General features: G+C 66.8%; 16 protein-coding genes, 1 tRNA gene and 1 other RNA gene. 4 read left to right on the top strand and 14 right to left on the bottom strand.

Annotation, left to right across the window (positions count from 1 at the left end; translation table 11 throughout):
- Positions 1 to 196: 196 nt before the first annotated feature.
- The 7 genes from L2A60_RS17850 to L2A60_RS17820 form a co-directional block, all read right to left on the bottom strand.
- Positions 197 to 553 (bottom strand): gamma-butyrobetaine hydroxylase-like domain-containing protein, encoded by a 357-nt coding sequence (locus tag L2A60_RS17850; protein WP_235705802.1) that lies wholly within the window; start codon positions 551 to 553, stop codon positions 197 to 199.
- Positions 550 to 735: a Trm112 family protein gene (locus tag L2A60_RS17845; RefSeq protein ID WP_235705801.1), complete on the bottom strand. Its 186-nt coding sequence runs from the start codon at positions 733 to 735 to the stop codon at positions 550 to 552. Before L2A60_RS17845 ends, L2A60_RS17850 begins: the two co-directional genes overlap by 4 nt.
- Before the next feature lie 30 nt (positions 736 to 765).
- A tRNA-Arg gene (locus tag L2A60_RS17840) sits at positions 766 to 842 on the bottom strand.
- A 52-nt stretch (positions 843 to 894) separates the two neighbouring features.
- Entirely contained in the window at positions 895 to 3,336 is a 2,442-nt protein-coding gene (gene gyrB / locus L2A60_RS17835; protein ID WP_235705800.1) for a DNA topoisomerase (ATP-hydrolyzing) subunit B, read from the bottom strand.
- A gap of 62 nt (positions 3,337 to 3,398) precedes the next feature.
- Positions 3,399 to 4,778 (bottom strand): efflux transporter outer membrane subunit, encoded by a 1,380-nt coding sequence (locus L2A60_RS17830; protein ID WP_235705799.1) that lies wholly within the window; start codon positions 4,776 to 4,778, stop codon positions 3,399 to 3,401.
- A 248-nt stretch (positions 4,779 to 5,026) separates the two neighbouring features.
- Positions 5,027 to 8,059, bottom strand: coding sequence for an efflux RND transporter permease subunit (locus L2A60_RS17825; RefSeq protein WP_235705798.1), 3,033 nt, complete (start codon positions 8,057 to 8,059; stop codon positions 5,027 to 5,029).
- On the bottom strand, positions 8,056 to 9,165 hold the full coding sequence (locus L2A60_RS17820; RefSeq protein WP_235705797.1) for an efflux RND transporter periplasmic adaptor subunit: 1,110 nt from the start codon (positions 9,163 to 9,165) through the stop codon (positions 8,056 to 8,058). Before L2A60_RS17820 ends, L2A60_RS17825 begins: the two co-directional genes overlap by 4 nt.
- Positions 9,166 to 9,236: 71 nt before the next feature.
- On the opposite strand from L2A60_RS17820, the gene L2A60_RS17815 reads away from it, so the two are divergent.
- Together L2A60_RS17815 and L2A60_RS17810 are read left to right on the top strand one after the other, a co-directional pair.
- Positions 9,237 to 9,383, top strand: a complete 147-nt coding sequence (locus L2A60_RS17815) for a hypothetical protein (protein ID WP_235705796.1) — start codon at positions 9,237 to 9,239, stop codon at positions 9,381 to 9,383.
- A 99-nt stretch (positions 9,384 to 9,482) separates the two neighbouring features.
- A complete protein-coding gene (locus tag L2A60_RS17810) occupies positions 9,483 to 10,415 on the top strand; it encodes a cation diffusion facilitator family transporter (RefSeq protein WP_235705795.1) in 933 nt (310 codons plus the stop codon).
- A 28-nt stretch (positions 10,416 to 10,443) separates the two neighbouring features.
- Here the strand turns inward: L2A60_RS17810 and rnpB are convergent.
- From rnpB to lexA, 5 genes are all read right to left on the bottom strand, one after another.
- Positions 10,444 to 10,835: RNase P RNA component class A (gene rnpB, locus L2A60_RS17805), an RNA gene on the bottom strand.
- A 98-nt stretch (positions 10,836 to 10,933) separates the two neighbouring features.
- Complete coding sequence (locus tag L2A60_RS17800) at positions 10,934 to 11,137, bottom strand: hypothetical protein (RefSeq protein WP_235705794.1); 204 nt, start codon at positions 11,135 to 11,137, stop codon at positions 10,934 to 10,936.
- A gap of 33 nt (positions 11,138 to 11,170) precedes the next feature.
- Positions 11,171 to 11,842: an N-acetylmuramoyl-L-alanine amidase gene (locus L2A60_RS17795; RefSeq protein ID WP_235705793.1), complete on the bottom strand. Its 672-nt coding sequence runs from the start codon at positions 11,840 to 11,842 to the stop codon at positions 11,171 to 11,173.
- Positions 11,839 to 12,612, bottom strand: a complete 774-nt coding sequence (locus tag L2A60_RS17790; RefSeq protein WP_235705792.1) for a TerB family tellurite resistance protein — start codon at positions 12,610 to 12,612, stop codon at positions 11,839 to 11,841. The genes L2A60_RS17795 and L2A60_RS17790 overlap by 4 nt, the downstream gene beginning before the upstream one ends.
- 56 nt (positions 12,613 to 12,668) lie before the next feature.
- Positions 12,669 to 13,373, bottom strand: a complete 705-nt coding sequence (gene lexA / locus L2A60_RS17785) for a transcriptional repressor LexA (RefSeq protein ID WP_235705791.1) — start codon at positions 13,371 to 13,373, stop codon at positions 12,669 to 12,671.
- Positions 13,374 to 13,499: 126 nt separating this feature from the next.
- On the opposite strand from lexA, the gene pdxY reads away from it, so the two are divergent.
- Both pdxY and L2A60_RS17775 read left to right on the top strand, forming a co-directional pair.
- Positions 13,500 to 14,411 carry a pyridoxal kinase gene (gene pdxY / locus L2A60_RS17780; RefSeq protein WP_235705790.1) on the top strand — a complete coding sequence of 304 codons (912 nt, stop codon included), beginning with the start codon at positions 13,500 to 13,502 and terminating at the stop codon, positions 14,409 to 14,411.
- A 79-nt stretch (positions 14,412 to 14,490) separates the two neighbouring features.
- A complete protein-coding gene (locus L2A60_RS17775) occupies positions 14,491 to 14,931 on the top strand; it encodes a CBS domain-containing protein (RefSeq protein WP_235705789.1) in 441 nt (146 codons plus the stop codon).
- Positions 14,932 to 14,943: 12 nt separating this feature from the next.
- On the opposite strand, the gene L2A60_RS17770 is transcribed toward L2A60_RS17775, so the two are convergent.
- The gene (locus L2A60_RS17770; RefSeq protein WP_235705788.1) at positions 14,944 to 15,231 is read right to left on the bottom strand and encodes a hypothetical protein; all 288 of its coding nucleotides are present in this window, start codon (positions 15,229 to 15,231) and stop codon (positions 14,944 to 14,946) included.
- Between the two features lie 158 nt (positions 15,232 to 15,389).
- Complete coding sequence (locus L2A60_RS17765; RefSeq protein ID WP_235705787.1) at positions 15,390 to 15,908, bottom strand: hypothetical protein; 519 nt, start codon at positions 15,906 to 15,908, stop codon at positions 15,390 to 15,392.
- Positions 15,909 to 16,058: the final 150 nt, after the last annotated feature.

Here is a 16,058-nt window from a genome sequence, read left to right as displayed (position 1 = left end):
CCAGATCACCGCCTCGATCATCCTGATCGTGTTCAGCGTGGTGATCCTGCTCATCGCGATGAACTCCGGCATTCCCGATCCCGAGGAAGCCAAGGCGACCATCCTCGCCGGCGAACCGGAACTCTACGGCATCGCTGAATAACCGCCGCACAGAACGAACAACGGGCAGGGGTATCGCCCCTGCCTGTTGTTCGAATTACCGGCTGAGGCCGGCCGCTTCGATTGCTTTCAGATAGGCCGCCCAGCGATACTCGCGTTCGCGGCCGAGCCGGTGCAGATAGTCCCAGGAATAGATGCCGGTCGAATGCCCGTCGTCGAAGACGATGCGGATCGCGTAATGCCCGGTCGGCTCCAGCGCGGTGATTCCGACACCGCTTTTGCCGGCGACCAGTTGACGTTGCTCCGGGCTGTGGCCCTGCACCTCGGCGCTGGGGCTTTCGATCCGCAGATATTCCGCCGGAAGGACAAACCGGGATCCGTCGGCAAAGTCGATCTCCAGAACGCGCTCGGCGCGTTTCAGGCGGATTTCGGTGGGTTCCACCGGAGCGGTCATGTCTCGATCGTGCGGGCTTCGTCGATCAGCATGATCGGGATACCGTCGCGAATCGGAAACGCCAGTCCAGCCTTCTCGCTGATCAGTTCGCCGGCCGCACGGTCGTAGATCAGCGGTCCTTTGGTGAGCGGGCAGACCAGCACTTCCAGCAATTTCGGATCGACCGGAGCCGGATCGGCCATGGCGCGCATCCTTCGCGACGTGTGGGACCGTGGCGCGCCCGAAGAGACTCGAACTCCTAACCCCCAGATTCGTAGTCTGGTGCTCTATCCAATTGAGCTACGGGCGCGCTGTGGGCGGGGAATTAGCGGATGAACGCCGATCCCGCAAGTCCGGGAAATTCACACGTCGAGGTTGGCGACCTTGAGCGCGTTGCCCACGATGAATTCGCGGCGCGGCTCGACCACATCGCCCATCAGGGTCGAGAAAATCTGGTCGCTCTCCTCGGCGTCGTCGATACGCACCTGAAGCAGGCGGCGGGTGCTGGGATCGAGCGTGGTCTGCCAGAGCTGGTCCGGGTTCATCTCGCCCAGACCCTTGAAGCGCTGGATCGAGAGCCCTTTGCGGCCGATCGCGAACAGCGACTCGATCAGGCTCGCCGGCCCCTGCATCGGTCGTTCGGCCTCGCCCTGGCGCAGCATCGGCGGAGTACCGAACCGTGCAGCGAGCCGGTCCGCCCGTTCCGCGAGCCAGCGCGCCTCGGCGGACCGAAGGGCCGCGAGACCAAGCACGAAACGCTCGGCAACGCCGCGCACCGTGCGTCCGATGGTGATGCCGTGCGCATCGACGGCGACCATCCAGCCGCGCTCGGTCGGCGCCGAAATCGCGTCGAGCCGGGCGGCAAGTGTGGGCGCCCGATCGGCCGTGCGTTCCGGCTCGGTACCCAGCAGCCCGGCGATCGCCGCCTGTTCGACATAAGCGACAGGCATGTCCCGTGCCATATCAGCGATCCGATGCGCCGCCTCGCGCAGGAACGGCAGTTCGGCGGCGAGGTCCATGCCGTCGATCCGCGCCTCGGCGAGCGCGCGGTCGAGCAGATAGGCCTCCATCGCCTCGTCGTCCTTGAGGTAGCGCTCCTCGTTGCCGCGCTTGGCACGATACAGCGGCGGCTGGGCGATGTAGAGATGCCCGCGCTCGATCAGGTCGCGCATCTGGCGGAAGAAGAAGGTGAGCAGCAGCGTGCGGATATGCGACCCGTCGACATCGGCGTCGGTCATGATGACGATGCGATGATAGCGCAGCTTGCCGATGTCGAACCCGCCCTGGTCGGGATCGGTGGGGCCGATACCGGTGCCGAGGGCGGTGATCAGCGTGCCGATTTCGGCACTGCCCAGCATCCGGTCGAACCGCGCTCGCTCGACGTTTAGAATCTTACCCTTCAGCGGCAAAATCGCCTGGGTCTTGCGGTCGCGGCCCTGTTTCGCCGAACCGCCCGCCGAATCGCCCTCGACGATGAAAATCTCGCTCTTCGCCGGGTCGCGCTCCTGGCAATCGGCGAGCTTGCCGGGCAGGGTCGAGACATCGAGCACACCCTTGCGGCGGGTCAGTTCGCGCGCCTTGCGCGCCGCCTCGCGCGCCGAAGCCGCATCCATCACCTTCTGGACGATCAGCTTGCCTTCCTTGGGATGCGTCTCGAACCAGTGCTCCAGCGCGTCCGCCACGGCGGCCTGCACGATCGGCTGAACCTCGGAGGACACCAGCTTGTCCTTGGTCTGCGAGGAAAATTTCGGGTCGGGCACCTTGACCGACAAAACCGCGGTCAGACCCTCGCGCATATCCTCGCCGCTGAGCGACAGATTGTCCTTCTTAGTGGTCGTCTCGGCATATTTCGACACCACCCTGGTCAGGGCGGAACGGAAACCGGCGAGATGCGTGCCGCCGTCGCGCTGCACGATGTTGTTGGTGAAGCACAGCATCGTCTCGTGATAAGTCTCGTTCCAGGCAAGCGCGAACTCGACCCGGATGCCGCCGGCCGCATCGGTCTTGTAGTCGGTGATCGGCGGATTGAAGATCGGCGTTTTCGCGCGATCCAGCCAGTTGGCGAATTCCACCAGTCCGCCCTTGTAGCAGAAATTCGCCTCCTGCACCGGGGTATGGCGCTCGTCGCGCAGGCTGATCGCCAGCCCGGAATTGAGAAACGCCAATTCCCGGAGTCGGCGCTCGAACACGCCGAAATCGAACTCGGTGCGGGTGAAGGTCTCCGCCGAGGGCTTGAACATCACCTCGGTGCCGGTCGGGTGATCGACCTCGCCAGCCACGCGCAGCGGCGCGACCGCCTCGCCATTCTGAAAGCGAATGAAATGCTCGCGTCCCTCGCGCCAGATCCGCACCTCCATCCATTCGGACAGCGCATTCACCACCGCCGCCCCCACGCCGTGCAGACCGCCGGAAACCTTGTAGGAATTCTGGTTGAATTTTCCGCCCGCGTGTAGCTTGGTGAGCACGACTTCGGCGGCGGAGACGCCTTCCTCGGCATGGATGTCCGTCGGAATGCCGCGTCCATTGTCGGTCACGGTCATCGAACCATCGCCGTTCAGCACAACATCGACCCGGTCGGCGAAGCCCGCTTGCGCTTCATCGACCGCATTGTCGATGATCTCGAACCCCATGTGATGCAGGCCGGACCCGTCATCGGTATCGCCGATATACATGCCGGGCCGCTTGCGCACCGCATCGAGCCCGCGCAGCACGCTGATCGAGGCGGCATCGTAAGCGGAATCCGGCTCGGACGGTGCGGCATCCTCGATTTTGGGCAGGGCGGACGAGGCAGTGTTTTGGGTCATGCCGGATAAGCGCTCCAAAGATGGGGAAACGCCTTTCTTATAGCCGAAAACCGGGAAAATTCCTAATCGTAGGGGTGGGTTTCGCCAGCCAGGGCGGCACGCAAGGCGGCAATGTCGAGCAGGCGCTGGGTGGCCGCCCCGACGGCGGTGAGCTGCGCCTGCCGCCAGGTGATCTCGGCGCCCAGAACCGTGTTGTAATCGGCAGCACCCAGGCGGAATTGCTGGCGCGCGAGCCGATAGGCCGAGTCGGCGGTGGCCGCCGCCGCCCGGCTTTCGCGCACCGAGGCGCGGTCGTCCTCGACATGGCGCAACCCGTCGGCAACCTGCCGGAACGCGGTCAGCACCGTACCGCGATAGGTCGCGAGCGCATTGGCAAGCGCCGCCTGCGCCGCGCGCTCGTGGGCGTGCAGCACCCCGCCGTCGAACACCGGCGCGAGCAGCGATCCGGCCAGGGTCCACAGGGTCGAGCCGGGCTGGAACAGCGTGTTGAACGTCTCGGCGCCATAGCCGCCCTGCGCCGACAAAGTGAGGTTGGGATAGAGCGCCGCCACCGCCTGACCCACCGCCGCGTGATCGGCCGAAACCAGCGCCCGCGCCGCCACGATGTCCGGCCGCCCGGCGACCAGAACCGACGGCACCGCGACCGGCGGATCGGGCGGCAGCGCGAAATCGGCGAGCCGGAACCGCCCGCCGGAAAATTCCGCCGGCGGCGTTCCGGTCAGCACCGCCAGCGCATGACGCTCCGCGCTCGCCTGACCCAGCAGCGCCGGCAGCGCCGCCAGGGTCGCCTGATACTGGGCGCGCTGCTGCAATACCGGCAGACGCGCGATCGCCCCGGCCGTATACTCGCCGGACAGCAATTTCAGCAGCCGCTTCTCGCTCGCCGCAATCGCCTCGTCGGTGCGGATCTGCGCGTCCAACCCCGCCTCGGTGATCGCCGCGATCACGATATTGTCGGCCAAGGTCAGCCGCGCCGCCGCCGCCGTCGCGCGCTGATACGCGGTCAGCGCCGCGCCGTTGCGAAATGCGTAATGCCGCGCGCCGAACAAGCCGGGATTGTAGGTGATGGTGCCGGTCAACTGATAAATCGTGAAAGCCGGAAAACCGAACGGCACCGAGGAATATTTCTGGCGCGTCGCCGTCGGGTTCAGCCCCGCCTGCGGCAGAAACGCCCCGTTCGCCGCCGCCGCATTGGCGCGCGCTTCGGCCACCAGCGCATTCGCCGCCGCGATCGTCGGGCTGCACCGCTCACCCTCGGCAACCAGCCGGTCCAGCGCCGGATCGCCGAACCCACGCCACCACGCCGCCGTCAGCACCATACCCGCCGGAACCTCGCCCCGCACATATCCCGCCGGCGCCGCACCCGTCACCACCGGCTTGATCGGCACCGCACAGCCGGCGAGTGCCGCGCCGCAGCCGACAACCACGCCAAGCCGACCCAAAAGTCGCGGGGTTTCACCCCGCACCCCATCAAGGGGCTTTGCCCCCTGAACCCCCACTAAGGGCTTAGCCCTTAGAACCGATTTGCGTCGACTTATGGCAGGCGGGGCCAATGCGCATTCCGAGCAACCGCCAGCCCCGCCTGCCATAAGTCGATATAAGGGATTCCAAAGGCTCAGCCTTTGGCGGAGTCCAGAGGCAGCGCCTCTGGCGGGGTCTGGGGTGGAGCCCCAGGGCTTGCGATCGGTTGTCATGGATTGCCGGCAGTGGCGGGCGCTGTGCGTCCGTGCAGGAGGCAATACATGGCGGGGACGGCGAACAGCGACAGGACGAAGCCTGATGCCATGCCGGTGGCGAGGATGGCGCCGATATCGTAGCGGATGACCGCCTGGGGTCCGTTGGCGAGCATCAGCGGGACAGCGCCGCCGACCAAAGCTAGGGTGATCATCAGGATGGGGCGGAAGCGCAGGCGCGCGGCCTCCCAGGCGGCTTCGGCGATGGTGTGGCCGCCGCGCGCGCGTTCGTGGGCGACCTGGACGAACAATATGCCCTGCCGCGCGATCAGCCCCCAGACCGCGAGCAGCGCGATTTCGGTGACGATATTGAGGGTCGCGCCGCCGACGGCGACCAGCGCGAGCGGCCCGAGGCTTGCGAGCGGCACGGTGGTGATCACCACGAAGGGGTCACGCAGGGAGCGAAACTGGCCGGCGAGCAGAAAGAACAGGCCGGCGAAGCCCATCAGGAACAGCAGATTGTTCTCGCGTTGCGACCGGCGGAAGGTGGCGGACGGCCCGGCATAGCCGAAGGACAGGCCGAGCGGGTGCTGGCTGACAAAGGCGCCGTGCAGGGTGGCGAGCGCATCGGACAGCGACACGCCGAGCTTCGGTTCGCCCTGGATGGTCACGGTGGGCAGACCCTGCCACGAGCCGATCGCATTGGGCCGCTGGCGCAGGCCGATGCGCGTGACATCGGCGAGCGGGATCAGGGTGCCCTTGGCGTTGCGCACGGCATAGGTGCCGATGCCGGCGGCCGACAGGGTGCGCGGTCCGGTCGGGATCACATCGAGCGTGGTGTGGCCGAGGCTGACATGGCCGACGGTCGCGCCCGACAGCGAATCGGCGAGGGCGCCGCCAATCGAGGCGGCCGGGATACCGATCGCGGCGGCGAGACGCCGGCGAATCGAGATCGCGTATTGCGGCTGGCTGGCTCCGGGCGAGGCTTGCAGGAAGTCGAATTTTCCGCTCGCATAGCCCGCGTCGATCACTTTCTGCGCCAGGCCGAGCAGATGCCCGTAGCTTTTCTGGCCGGAAATCAGCACGTCGATCGGCAAGCCGTTCAGTCCCGGCAGGCCGTTATTTTCGGTGACATAGGCTTTCACGCCGGGCAGCTTGCCGAGTGCTGCGCCGAGAATTCTGGTCGCGCGCAGCGCCTGGTCCGGCGTGTCGAACGTATAGCCGCCGAACAGCCCGTGATAATTCTCGTCGGCGACCATCCAGTCGGGCTCGCCCGGTTCCAGCCGGTCCAGCACCGCCTGGATCGCGCGGTATTGTCCCTCGAGATAGGTGATCGACGAGCCGTAGGGGCCGGGGGCGAAAATATTGACCGAGAGTCCGTCGGCCGCCGGGGTGAGGTTGCGCGGCGCGCGGGCGTAGAGAAATCCGCTGAAGCCGGCGAGGATTGCGGCGATGGCGACGATCAGGGCCGGATGGGCGAGGGTGGGCTTGAGCAGCCGGACATAAATGTCGCGCAGTCGGTCGATCGGACCAGTATGGCCTTCGCGGGTCGAGTGCCGGCCGGCCCAGAGCGCGATCAGCGGCACCACGGTCAGCGCGATCGCGAGCGAGAACAGGAAGGCGGTGATCAGCACGGTGGCGAACGGGCGGAACAGCGCGGCGGTGAGCCCCCGCAGAAACACCAGCGGCAGGAACGCGACCACCAGTGTCGAGGAAATCGCCGCCAGAACCGGGGCCAGCCGCGTCACGCTCGCCGATGCGGCATCAAGCGGCGTTTCGCCCTCGTTGATCCGGCGGAAAATGTCCTCCACCACGACGATCGCGTCGTCCACCACCAGCCCCACCGCGAGCACCAGCGCGATGATGGTGAACAGATTGAGGCTCTGATCGAGCAGGTGCATCACGATCGCGGTGCCGAGCAGCGACAGGATGATCGCCAGGAACGGCGCGGCGGCGGCGCGCATGGTGCCCAGCGACAGCCGCACGATCAGCGCGACAAGCGCGATGGTGATCAGCAGGGTGAAGCCGAGATCGCGCAGGCTGCGCAGGATGCTGATCGACTGGTCGTAGATCAGCGACAGTTTCAGCCCCGGCGGCGTGGTGGTGCGGATCTGGGTCAGCACCCGGCGGAAATCGCGCGATACCTGGATGATGTTGCCGCCGGGCGCCACGCCCGCCGCGAGATAGACCGATTTGCGCCCGGCCCACCAGTTCTCGAACGTGTCGGATGGCGGGCCGAGCGCCACAACCGCGACCGCCGAGAGCGGAATGGTCACGCCCGAGCGGGTGACGATCGGAATCCGCCGGAAATCGCCGATCGTGGCGAGGCCCGGCCGCGCCTCGACCGGGATGACGCCGGCCGCGTTGCGCAGACTGCCCGCCGCCGAGAGGCTCGCGTTGCTCGCGAGGGCGGCGGCGATTTCGCCCGGCGTGATCCCCAAGGCCGTCATCCGCGCCGGATTCATCGAAACCCGGATCGCCGGGGAGGGTGCGAACACATGCACCGGGCCGATATCGGGCACGGTTTCCAGGCGCGGGATCACGTCGGTTTTCAGATAGCGGGTAACGGCGGTCTCCGAGATCCCCGGCGCGAACAGGGCGGCGACGTTGAGTTCCTGATTGGCGCTGGACCGCCCGATCAGCGCGACCTGCGGCAGCCGCGCGGCGCTCGGCAGATCGTTGCGCGCGGCGTTCACCGCCGAAAGCACTTCGGCAAACACCGTGTTGGGATCGACGCCGCCGCCGAGGAAGGCCCGGATTTTGGAAACCCCTTCGCGCGAGGTGCCGGTGACGTAGGCCACGCCGTTCACCGAAGCGACGCTCGCCTCGGTGGGAATCGTCACGAAACGGTTGACCACGGCGGCGGACGCGCCGGGATAGCGGGTTTCGATCTTGATCCGATTGGCCGGAATCGGCGGACTCGGCCGGATCGGCAGGGTCAGCAGCGAAATCGCGCCGAACAGCATCAGGGCCGCGACGCCCAGCCCGACCAGGATCGGGTGGCGCAGCAGTTTCGCCCAGGGGCTCGAACGCTCCTCGGGCGCGGTCATGATTGGCCGCCCGGCTCCGCCGCACGTCCCGGTTTCGCCGCGCGGCTGGCCTGAACCGGCGCCGCCGGTCCGATCGGCGTGATCGTTTCGCCGTCGTGCAGTTTGAACCCGCCGATCGCCACCACGGCGCCGAGCGCCGGCAGCCCCTTCGCCGCGACCGTCGCGACCGCGCCCTGGGTCGAAAGCACATGAACATAGACGGCGTGAACCACCGACGCCTTGCCCTTGCGATCGACCGCATAGACGAAGCTGCCGAGCGGGCCGTAATCGATCGATGTCGCGGGCAGCCTGAGCGCCGCCACCGGCGTGCCGGTCGCGATGCTCACCACGCCGAAGGCGCCGGGCAGCAGCGCGTCCGAGGTGTTGGCGATCCGCCCCTCGACCATGCGCGCGCGGGTCTTGCCGTTCAGCGCGGGGCTGAGGGCGGTGATCCGCCCGTCATGGTCGAGTCCGCCGCCGACCGGCATGGCGAACCGGAATCCATCGCCGGGCGCGATCCCGTCCAACTCGGTTTCCGGCACGGCGAACAGCACGCGCAGCGGACGGATCTGGGTGATGGTGGTGATCGTCGCGCCCAGCGCCACGTAATCGCCGGAAGAAACCCGCCTGATCCCGAGCACACCGGCGAAGGGCGCGCGGATCGTGCGGCGGTCGGCGCGTGCGGTGTCCAGCGCAAGCTGCGCCCGCGCCTCGGCAAGCGCTGCCCGATCGGTTTCGAGTTGCGCTTCGGAGACGCCGGCAATCGCGCGCAGTTTGCGGTCGCGCGCCAGCGTGCGGCCGGCCTCGTCGCGCTTGGCGCGGTCGAGCGCGACCTGCGCCTGTTCCACCGCATCGTCCATGCGGAGCAGAACGGCGTCCTTGACGACGTGCTCGCCCGAATGAAACAGCACCGCGCGCACCACACCGGCGCGCTGTGCGGCGAGCGTTGCCGATTTCATCGCCGCGATCTGCCCGGAAACCTCGATGGTCGTGCGATATTGCGTGGCTCGCGGCACAGCGACCGGCATACACGGCACCGCCTGCGCATAGGCGCAAGAAACCACCGCCGGCATCAGGACGATGAGCAGAATGCGGATGCGCGATCGGACCGGAATACGGCCCAACATGAAATCCCCCCTTTGGTGCCCTGCCCTGAAGATCGTTGCTTGAACTTCAGGAATAAGCAGGCCACCGAACAATGAACGACCGTCCCGTCCAGGCGATGCCGCACCGCAAATCGCAGGCACGGTCGCCGAACCGTGTCGTGTCGCGCAAAAACAAGGTTTTGGCAAAACCGCCGATGCAATGGAACGAAATTGTGCATGGAAGATTTCGTATGGAATGACACAAATTCTTACCCGGCATTAAATAGCGTTTTATTGCGCAGGCAAATTTATCGATCATCGGATCGATTCGGCTTAGTATAGCCGAAGCAGGAGTTTTCATGGCGCACGACCACGACCATCATCATCACGACCATGGCCACGATCACGGCCATAGCCATGCGCCGGCGCGCTTCGGCCGCGCCTTCGCCGTCGGCACCACCCTGAACGCCGGTTTCGTGATCGCCGAGGTGATTGCCGGGATCGCCGCTCATTCGATGGCGCTGATCGCCGATGCCGGCCATAATCTGGGCGACGTGCTCGGCCTGCTGATGGCCTGGGCCGCCGCCGCGTTGGCCCGCCGCGCGCCGTCGGCGCGGTATTCCTACGGACTCGGCCGCGGCACGATTCTGGCAGCACTGGTCAATGCGGTGATCCTGCTCGTCTCGGTGGGAGCGATCGCGGTCGAGGCGGTCCGCCGGCTGGTCGCGCCGGAGCCGGTCGGCACGCTCATCGTCATGATCGTCGCCGCCGCCGGCATCGTCATCAACGGATCGACCGCTCTGCTGTTCGCCTCGGGCCGCAAGGGCGATCTCAACATCCGCGCCGCGTTCCAGCATATGGCCTATGACGCGCTGGTCTCGCTCGGCGTGGTGATCGCGGGTGCGGCGATTCTCCTCACTGGCTGGGAACGGCTCGACCCGCTTGCAAGCCTCGCCATCGCGGGGGTGATCGTGGCCGGCACCTGGGGATTGCTGCGGGAATCGGCTGGGCTCGCGATGGATGCAGTGCCGCGCGGCATCACCCCGGAGGCGGTGCGGGATTACGTGCTGGCGCTGCCCGAAGTCGAAGCGGTGCACGATCTGCATATCTGGCCGATGAGCACCACGGAAACCGCGCTCACCCTGCATCTGGTCACGCCCGCCGGCCATCCGGGCGATGGATTCGTCGCGCGCCTCGCCGAGGCGCTGCATGATCGGTTCGGCATCGATCATACGACGGTCCAGATCGAACTCGATGCGGCGGTCTGTAATCTGGCGTGCGATCACGCGTAGACGGCGATGGTTCTGCTCTCGAAAAACAAGTGCCAGACGGTCTGTAAGCCGGGTTCTGTCCACATCCGAGGATGCTGGACGGCCATTCCTCTGGGACGCGCATCGCTGCGCGCCTCGCGCGACCAACCCGGATGACGGGGCGGAAACGCCCTCGCGGCCATGATGCTCACGCCGCCGGTCATCCCTATTCGGTCTTGCTCCCGGTGGGGTTTACCCTGCCGCCCCCGTTACCGGAGGCGCGGTGCGCTCTTACCGCACCGTTTCACCCTTGCCCGCGGGCCGAAGCGCGCGGGCGGTTTGTTTTCTGTGGCACTGTCCCTGGGGTCGCCCCCGCCGGCCGTTAGCCGGCACCGTGTTTCCGTGGAGCCCGGACTTTCCTCTGCCCCGGTTGCCCGGAACAGCGGCCGTCCAACCGTCTGGCTCAGTCTTCTTCGACGATCGAATAGGGCGGGTCAATGGGTACGTCGAATACCCCGGCCGCCTCGCTCACCCCAGACCTCGCTTACCGCCCAAGGTGCTTATCGATCCAGGCTGATCCTGATCGGCTCGGATTTGCCGGTAACGGTGATGGTGTGATCCTCGGTCGCTTCCCGGCTGACCACCTGAGCCAGAGCCAGCGCCTTACGGATCACCGCCGCATTGGTCTTGACCCCGAACGTGCCGCGCAACTCCAAGATGGCATTGGCGGTCCGTTCATCGACATCGAAACTGGTAACCGCCATGGCACTCTCCTTCGTCCAGAATCTATATAGTTTTTATATAAAAACACAAGCCGCTTCCACCAATTCCCGGATCGCCGCCGCCCGGCCGGCGGTTTCGGCGTCGGCGATGCCATCGACCCGCGCGGGCCGGAAACGCCGTTGAAATGCCGCAACCACGACAGCAGGGTCGAGCGACATATCATAGCCGATCGCCGCCAGATCGGCCATGAGATCGCCCGGCGCGGCAACCTCGCCGGTCCAGAACCCCACCCCCTGCTCCGCCAGCCAGGACCACGGGAAAAGCTCGCCGGGGTCCTGCTTACGGTCGGGTGCGATGTCGGAATGCGCCACCACATTGCGCGGCGGGATCGGGTTGCGCGCGAGAATCGCGCGGCACAGCGATGCGACCGCCGCCATCTGCGCGGCAGGAAACCGCCGATAGCCGAATTCATGGCCGGGATTGACGATCTCGATGCCGACCGAGCGGTCGTTCAGCGCCCGCGCGCCGCGCCAGAAACTCACCCCGGCGTGCCAGGCGCGGCGGTTTTCGGGGACCAGCGCATGGATCGTGCCGTCCTCCGCCACCACGTAATGCGCCGAAACTTTCGCGGCGGGATCGCACAGCCGGGCAATCGCCGCTTCGGCGCTTTGCATCCCGGTATAATGCAGCACGAGATGGTCGATCGACGCGTTGCCGGGTCGCGCATCCTGATTGGGCGACGTCATAAACCCCGCTCGCGCTTGATCCGGTCATAGGCGGCGTTGATCCGTGCCACACGCTCGGTCGCCCGTGCCGCGAATTCCGGCGGCACGCCCCGCGCGGCGAGCTGGTCCGGGTGATTTTCCCGCATGAGCTGCTTCCAATGGGCGCGAATTGCCGCGTTCGGCGCGTTCGCCGCGATACCGAGCACGGCGTACGGATCTTCCTCGACCTGCGCATGGCCCGACGGGTTGGCGGCGCGGGCGCGCGCGGCGGCGTCGAGCCCGAAGATCGCGCCGATCCGGGTCAGCATATCGGTCTCGCGGGGATTGATCGACGCATCGGCGCGGGCGATGGCGAACAGCGCGCCGAGCACCTGTTCGAGTATCACCAGATTATCGGCGAAACTCTCGGCCAACTGCCTTGCATAGGGCTCGAACCCGGCAGCGTCGTCGCGCGCCTGATCGAACAACCTGCCGATCATCGGCACCGCCGCGTCCTCGATGCGGAACTGGCGCTTGAATGCATCGATCTCGGCGCGGTTCACCGCCCCGTCGCATTTGGCGAGCTTGGCGGCGAGCACCGTCACGCCGATCGCGAACACCTGCTCGCGCCGGCCGAGCAAAGCGGCGATGCGCGCGGAATCGAGCGGCAGGGCCCGGCCGATGCGCGCGCCGAACGCGCCGAGATCGCCGCTATCGGCGGCATGGCCGAGTGCGGCGCCCGCGATCGCGCCGACCGGCCCGCCAAACGCGAAGCCGGCAACGCCGCCGATGATCTTGCCCCAAACCGCCATTCGGCGAATATCGTGCCGGGGCGTCGCCCGGTCAAAGGGACGGTCTGCCCCGCCCCTCAGTAGCGGCGCATCAAAGCGACCAGCCGCCCCTGCACCTTGACCCGTTCGGCCGGGAAAATCCGCGTTTCGTGGCGCGTATTGGCGGGTTCGAGGGCGATGGAATTGCCGCGCCGGCGCAGCCGCTTCAGGGTCACTTCGTTGTCATCGACCAGTGCCACCACGATCTGCCCGTTCTCGGCGGTCTCGCCCTTGCGGATGATCGCGGTATCCCCCTCCAGAATGCCGGCGTCGATCATCGAATCGCCGACTACTTCGAGCGCATAGTGATCGCCGGAGCCGATGAAGGCGATCGGCACTTCGATTTCGGCGTTGGTCTCGCGCAGCGCCTCGATCGGCTGGCCGGCGGCAATCCGGCCATAGAGCGGCAAAGACACGGCGGCCGCCTCGCCTGCCGCGCGGGCACCCTGAAACCGCGCCGAGAAATCGCCCCGGATCACGTTGGGGGTGAAACGGGTTTCCTCCGGCCGCTCGGCGGCGGGCAGCAGGTCGGCCGGCAGGCGAACCACCTCCAGCGCGCGCGCGCGATGCTTGTGCCGGCGCAGGAAGCCGCGCTCCTCGAGTGCGCCGATCAGCCGGTGGATACCGGATTTCGACTTGAGGTCGAGCCCCTCCTTCATCTCCTCGAAGCTCGGCGAACAGCCGGTCCGGCGCAAATGCTGGTCGATGAAGATCAGCAATTCGTGTTGCTTGCGAGTCAGCATCCGGTCTCTCCACCTGCCGGCGCTCGCGCGCCGGAATGTCGCGCTTTGGAACAAAGCGCTAACATCGCGTTCTAGAGAGTGTTTCCGCGCCGCGTCAAGAGGCTTTCTGGCGTCCTCAAGCGCGAGGTGGACGCAAACGCCCACCTTGCCAGCCAGGCCCGCGCCGCGCCATCTGACCCGATGGCGATTCTTTCGATCCAATCCCAGGTGCTCACCGGCGCGGTCGGCAATTCGGCCGCCGGCTTCATCCTCGCGCGGCTCGGCCACGAGGTCTGGCCGTTGCCCACCGTGCTGCTGTCCCATCATCCGGGCCATGGCGGCGCGGAAGGCGGCCCGGTGAAACCGGCCCGGCTCGCGGCACTGATCGAGGGATTGGCCAGGCGCGGCGCATTCGCGCGCTGCGAAGCGGTGATGTCCGGCTATCTCGGCGCCGAGGCCGCGGTGCCGGTGGTGCTCGATGCGGTCGCCCGCGCCCGCGCCGCGAATCCCACGGCGCTCTATGCCTGCGATCCGGTGATCGGCGATGCCGGCCGCGCCTATGTGCCTGAGCCGTTGATCGCGGCGTTCCGCCACCGGCTCATCCCGCAGGCGGGTCTCGCCTTTCCCAACCCGTTCGAACTTGAAGTGCTGACCGGCACCGCACCGCGCAGCCGTTCGGCGGCATTCGAGGCGATGGACGCGCTCGGCCCGCCGGTCGTGGTGCTGACCGGCTTCGCCGGCGCGGAGACCCCGCCCGGCGCGCTCGACATCCTGCTCCGTGCCGGCGGCATCCGGCGATGCGCGACGGTGCCGCACCTGGAGCGGCATTTTCCGGGCGCCGGCGACGCCTTCGCGGCGCTGTTCATCGCGCGTTTCCTCGTGGACCGAAACCCGCGCGCGGCATTGGAATCGGCGGTCGCCGCGCAACGCGCCCTGCTTGAAGCGACCATGCGGTCGAACTCGGACGAACTCGCCATTATCGCCGCGCAGGAGCTATGGGTCGCGGCAGCTTGTGAAACGGAACCGCAAAAACCCGACCGTGATGCGCAATTTCGTTGATTTCTTTCGCGCCGGGCCCATAATTTCATAAAACCGCATATCGCGCCGGCTTTGGCCGCATCCGCTCTCGGAGACGACGATGACCACCATGGCTGCACTGCTGAAACGCAAACCGGCGGCTTTGATTTCCGTGCCGCCGGACTCGAAAATCCGCGAGGTCGTCGCGGTGCTTGCGGAAAGGCGGATCGGCGCAGTCGTCGTCCAGTCCGCCGACAACGATCTGCTCGGTATCCTGTCCGAACGCGACGTGGTGCGCAGCCTCGCCGCCAACGGCACGGCGACGCTTGACATGGCCACCAGCCAGTTGATGACGCGCGCGCCGACCACGGCCACCTTGGCCACCACGATCTTCGAGGCCGAAACGCTGATGACCGATGGACGGTTCCGCCATCTGCCGGTCGTCGAAGACGGCAAGCTGATGGGCGTGGTCAGCATTGGCGACGTAGTGAAAAGCCTGATCGAGGAGCAGACCCAGCAAGTCCGCAGCCTGCGCGACTACGTGACCGGCGCGCCGGCCTGACCCTGAAATCCGTTACTGGCTGGCCGAACCGCTCGACGGCATGTTGACCTTGGGCGGTGGACCCAGATTGACCTGCTGCGGCGTCGTTTGCGATCCGGCGACCGCACCGCCCACCGCGCCGATTCCGGCACCGGCCAGCGCGCCGATCGGACCGCCGACCGCACCGACCGCGGCACCCGCGGCCGCGCCCCCGGCAGCTCCGCCCTGAGCGCGCTCCGGCTGTTTGGTTCCGCAGGCGGCGAGCGCCAACGCAAGGCCGACAGCGAGGGAAGCAACGATCGTCGCCTGTCTGAATTTCATAGTCGGCTCCTTCCTGAATGACAGCCTGTCGCCGGCTCGGTGCGACAGAACCATTGATGGAACGAGATGGTGGTCATCGCGTCCGGCCGGATCAAGCCGCCGCGGTCTCAACATGGATGAAGTTTATGGCGCCGATCATGCGACGGCGTCGCCGTCGCTCAGCTCGACGGCGACGCCGCAGGCGGCGCCAAAGGCTGTGCCTGGACGCCTTGCTGCCCATAACCCGTCTGGCCTTGGCCGGCGGCGGGCATGAGCGGCTGCGGCTGGCCGTAGCCCGATTGGGCCGGATAACCGGATGAGGACGCGGAACCGGCCTGGGACTGCCGCGTTTGATATTGTTTGATCTGGCTGCGCAGCCCGTTCTGGTTCGATGGCGTGCTGCCGTTTGGAGCGGTTGCCGGATTGCCGCCGGACGCCCAGGGCGGATTGCCGAGATCGATCTGTTTCGGCGTGGTGTTCGCCGCCGTCAGCGCGCCGATGCCGCCGCCGACCGCCCCGCCGATCAGAACCCCGATCGGACCGCCGATCAGCCCGAACGAAGCGCCTGTGGCAGCACCCCCGGCAGTGCCGCCGCCCATGCGGTTCGGCGCGTCGCTACCGCATCCGGCGAGCAGAACGCCCGTTGCCAGCAGCAGACAAGCCGATCGCCCATAGCCCGTCCATCCCTGTCGCATCATGGTTGCCTCCTCGGCGAGGTATGCCCCCCTTATAGGGCCAAATTGTGGTAACACAAAGTTTTTCAGCCGATTATCGCATTATCTCGATATCTTGTGTTAACCGTGATTTATGCGCGTGCACCGCGACATCGACAGAAGAGCCGTCTTCTT

The sequence above is a fragment of the Acidiphilium iwatense genome, from assembly GCF_021556475.1.
GTDB classification, from domain to species: domain Bacteria; phylum Pseudomonadota; class Alphaproteobacteria; order Acetobacterales; family Acetobacteraceae; genus Acidiphilium; species Acidiphilium iwatense.
Note: the sequence above shows the minus strand (reverse complement) of the source record. Positions and strands in the feature narration are given on the sequence as shown.